At 36.1% G+C, this 4,452-nt stretch carries 5 protein-coding genes; all 5 read right to left on the bottom strand.

The window, feature by feature from the left end; genetic code table 11:
- Window positions 1–192: 192 nt before the first annotated feature.
- Window positions 193–846 carry a DUF4829 domain-containing protein gene (locus UF75_RS24800; protein ID WP_045577191.1) on the bottom strand — a complete coding sequence of 218 codons (654 nt, stop codon included), beginning with the start codon at window positions 844–846 and terminating at the stop codon, window positions 193–195.
- Window positions 847–984: 138 nt separating this feature from the next.
- Window positions 985–1,815, bottom strand: a complete 831-nt coding sequence (locus UF75_RS24795; protein WP_045577190.1) for a hypothetical protein — start codon at window positions 1,813–1,815, stop codon at window positions 985–987.
- Window positions 1,816–2,205: 390 nt separating this feature from the next.
- Window positions 2,206–2,697: a hypothetical protein gene (locus tag UF75_RS24785; RefSeq protein WP_045577188.1), complete on the bottom strand. Its 492-nt coding sequence runs from the start codon at window positions 2,695–2,697 to the stop codon at window positions 2,206–2,208.
- Between the two features lie 118 nt (window positions 2,698–2,815).
- Window positions 2,816–3,847 carry a hypothetical protein gene (locus UF75_RS26655; protein WP_052693646.1) on the bottom strand — a complete coding sequence of 344 codons (1,032 nt, stop codon included), beginning with the start codon at window positions 3,845–3,847 and terminating at the stop codon, window positions 2,816–2,818.
- 237 nt (window positions 3,848–4,084) lie between these two features.
- The coding region (locus UF75_RS24775; RefSeq protein WP_045577187.1) for a hypothetical protein at window positions 4,085–4,452 on the bottom strand (368 nt) is incomplete at its 5' end.

Genomic DNA, 4,452 nt, shown 5'->3' with positions numbered 1-4,452 from the left:
CTGTGTCACTTAACTGTCAGAACATTTGATTGTACTAAACTGCACATAAATAGAAAAATGCGACAGAGCTGTATTTGACACTTACCTTTGGTCAGAGCCAATCCCCAATTCGCCGAGAACCATTTAAACAAAGACTGACGTAGCCCAAATCTAAACTTGGTGGGGCTATTTTCGTTTACTCATATAACTGGATTAGATTCCTCCAAATCCATATCCCCACTCCTGAATAAGCCACGGTGAATCTTTATCTTCTCTAATAAGAACATAATGCCAGTCAAAATCACCAAAACTTGAAGGCGCTTTTGTACCGTCATATTTTGCTTCGTAAAGAGCAGATATAACTGCTATATTGTCTGCTGTCAAGCCTTTTTCAATTGCTCTTTCACTCTTTAATATATTGTGCTTATATCTTGTATCTGTCACATAATGAATACTCAAGATATCTAACCTGATAACGCCAAATTTACCATTTGCCTCTCTGGAGAAACCCTTTTGTCTATCATTTGTATATGTGGACAACCATGTATCATAATCATTTGTCTTGCTAGCCTCAAGGGATTTAGTAACAACGCTGATAGCCGTCGGGTTTTTATTAGATTTTTCATCATTTTTATAAAAGGTAAGTTCATCGCCATAACTAAAGTTTTCAATGTCGCCCATTAATTCCGCTACTTGAGTGACATAATCTCCATTTTGTTGCTGTAGTTGGATAATGTCGTTAGAAAGACTTATCCTCTTTTGCTCAGAGTTGCTTAACTTGGTTTGATATTGATGAACAACGATTAAGGATACGGCTAGAGTTATGACCAATGAACCAATCCATATGATTCGCTCTTTGTTTTTCACAGTCCCATCCCCTCTTAAGGTAATCTTATGTGCCGCTATCGCTACTAATTTACAGCTAAAGGTTGCGACGTCTGGTTATAGCCCCATCTTACGAAGCGACCATTTCTACTACAAAGTCGTTGTCCGAATACACAAAATTTAATCCCCTCCAAATAAGTGAATCATCCAACCTTCTTTTCCATCGTCTAGCTTTACTCTTAAAGCAACCTCCTTGCCGCCTTGCTTCTTAATATCAGTAACCGTAACCTCATCCCCCAACCTTACCTCAGCGATAAAATCTTCTCCATAGGGGCTGGAGTCTAGGGTTTTATATATTCTCCTAGGGGAATTTTCAGAATCTTGGGCAACCGATATCCTATATCGTTTATTAAGAGATGAACTTTTGTCGATTTGCTTGTAAATAAGCTGCTGTCTATCATTCATTTCAGTCCACCCAAGATTAATCTTTGGTTCTAGGAAACTAATAGTATCTAAAGGCGTCCATATTTTTGATAGCCCATCTAAATTGTATTCGTCTGCTAGTAACTCTCCAATTTTCTGAATTGTTTTTCCACTATAGATAAATAGGGTGCTTTTTGGGTCACCACTTGGCCCTTCTTCAAAAATATCAATCACTTTGAACTTATCCTTATTATTAATCTCGATAATATTAAAATCCAAAGATGGATTAGACGCAATGAATGAGGTCTCAATTTCATTGATTTTCAAGGTTATAGTTTGAACACTTTCTAATAGGTCTGCTGCGGTATATTCAATTCTCTCAATTTTTCCATCACCATTAATATCCTCATTTTTCACTATGACCACTTTGACCTTTCCCTTGTCGGCAAACATCAAAGGCTCATGTTTTATTGTTTTATGGACGGCCACAATTGCGGTCACTGTGCCATCATCAATTGTCTTTTGAGATGAACATCCCGTAAAAGTAAGAATTGCAATGAGGCAAACTATTACATGCTTTATACCCATGATTATAACCCCCATTCTGGTAAAATTTTTAACTTTGTACGCGTGGATGCGTGCGAGAGGTATCCTTTACCAGACTCGGAGAGGATTATTTTGGAGTTTATTTGCAATATTTATTATAATCATGGTCAAGTTCAAGTAATGCATCTTAGCGTACAAAAGGTCAAAATGTTGTTCTCCCTGATATAGAGTATACAAGGGGTACAAAAGGTTACATATTTTTTAAAAAAGTTGGAGATTTCAATGTAAGGAAGAATTGGCATTATACACTTGGGGTGCTATGGGGCGTTTTTAATATTAGTCATAAGCTGTTCTATTTCTTCATTAAAGAAGGACAGTTATCTGAAGCAACATGCGATTATGTCTAGCACAAATCTTTAAGGTTATAGATTTTTAGTGTATCGGCGATACCGTTACCTCTTCTATGTTTTTAGTAACCAACTCCCATTGGCCAGTATCTAAAGTCTTATAATAGACCCAGTAGTCTTCAGTATGAACATTTTCAAATCTAACACCAAGTCGATTATAAAGTACATCACATTCAATACCTTTTTTTCCAAGATATTGGCACACTAACTTTTTGGTCTGATTATTTTGCATGTAATCCCTGGTTCGCTCAAACAATGTTTGCCTTACTTCAGGTGCCAAATCCTGTTCTAATTGAAAGTTAACAGTTAAATACTCATCGCCGATTTGTTGAATCTTAACTTTTTGTATACCACTATGTTTTCGTGATAAATCTTTGAAAAAGCTATTCAACTCATTAACCCGTATATTTTTCACGCTAGCACAAGCGGTAAGCAAAATTGGCAAAATTAACACTAACGTAACCAGTAATAGATTGCTCTTTATAAGTATACGGTATGGTAGCCCACTCTTTATCATGAACACCCCCTGCCTTGAACCAGACCTAAATAATACGGATTACATTCTGAGGTTTGCGACGTCGGGTTACGACGTCCCTATTATCATCGATGTTACAATCGTTGCCATCAAACAAATACTAATTTATTTTTTTAAAGGTCTCCACTACTTTGAAAACGTCATTTTCCATCTTCATATATTGACTACACAAATCCTTATCATCTGGAATATATTGTACATCAGTTGGACAAGAAAATCCGAACACCTCTTTGTCATTTTCATATATCTTCCGTAGTCCTACTGTTTCTACGAGTATTTTGCCAATTTTGTTCCACTCATCTTTTGATTTATCAAACACCGTTATTTGAAAAAGAGTTCCTGCCCCATTCTTTAACCATGTATCCTTATGATGTATCCTTACACCCATACCGTTTAAATCTTCAATAAAATATTCTTCATTCCAATAGCTAGGGAAATCGAGAGTAAAACCACATTTTTCATTCATATAGGTAATATCAACTTCTTTGGTATTATAGTTGACCTTTTCACTATTGGTTTGCAGGTTAATGTTACCTGTTTTATTAACATCCTTTATTACCTTTGTCCCACATCCTGTTACCGACATTGAAATCAAAGCTTCTCTTATGACTTCTTTATATGTTTTACCTTTATCAAGCCAACTTTGAACCTCTTGCTCGCTAAATCCTTTCTGTGCCAGATTAGCCATAAGTTCAGTATTCGGGAATACAAAATCAACTTCATTAGGAGACAGCCTCAACATTTTATCATATGTATATCCTAAGTTTCCTAAAATTGCGCTCATCTTACTATCAATACTAACTTCTTTAAGTTCCTCTATTTGTTTATCATTTGCCATAAATAATGGAGCACCATCATTTGTTGCTCCAGGCGCGAAAATCTCGGCTATTTTATCAGATGAGAGATTCAATATTTCTTGTTCTAAATAGCCAAGATTCCCAAGCGTATGTACCTTTGATTCCGTTAATCCTTTTTCTCCTGCCCTTTTCTTAAATTCTTCTACTCCCTTTTGTGCATTTACAGTGTTTCTTTCTAATGATTGAGATTCATCAGCACTAGTTACAGGCTTAGAGCAAGCAGCTAAAGAAAAAGAAAAAATCAATAGTATACTAAATAGGACAATCTTCTTCATAGTTAATGCCTCCCCTCTGGTTAATACACTCTCAAGTTATCTTTCGTCTAAACACTACCCAAAAATTCTCTCAGAGATTATCCTTGGTTAGGCCACGGACCACGCTCTCTTTGAGAAGGTCTTACTAAAGCTTAATATTTGTTTAACCATTTTTCAGATTAATGTTCACCAAATATTCTACGTATCTGATTAATACCAGATTGCATCTTCGCCGTTTAACCTACCCTTATACTGTCGTTATAGCTTATTTATGACCTCATATAAACCATTGTTTCTACCGCCCACCCATCCGAATCCAGATAATCTTTTATAAAAAAATCCACCACCTTCGGTCGAGTATATGTTCTCTTGAGTACCATCTGAATCGTATATTGTAATTGTAAAATGCGGTTCGGTTGTCTGCTCTTCCGAAGCATCAGGTTTGGTTTCCGTTCGGGTTTTTGTTGCATTAATTGAGTTGTAAATTGTATTGATTAAATCTCTATTTTCAGCTTGCGTAATCTCCGACGTGCGATTTCCATCTCTCAAATTAACCACAGTAATCTTCTGGATTTCTTCAACATTCTTAGTAAGAAGTTTTGTTGAGGAACAACCTTGGATTAGAA

This window comes from Desulfosporosinus sp. I2 (assembly GCF_000960765.1).
Classification (GTDB): domain Bacteria; phylum Bacillota; class Desulfitobacteriia; order Desulfitobacteriales; family Desulfitobacteriaceae; genus Desulfosporosinus.
Note: the sequence above shows the minus strand (reverse complement) of the source record. Positions and strands in the feature narration are given on the sequence as shown.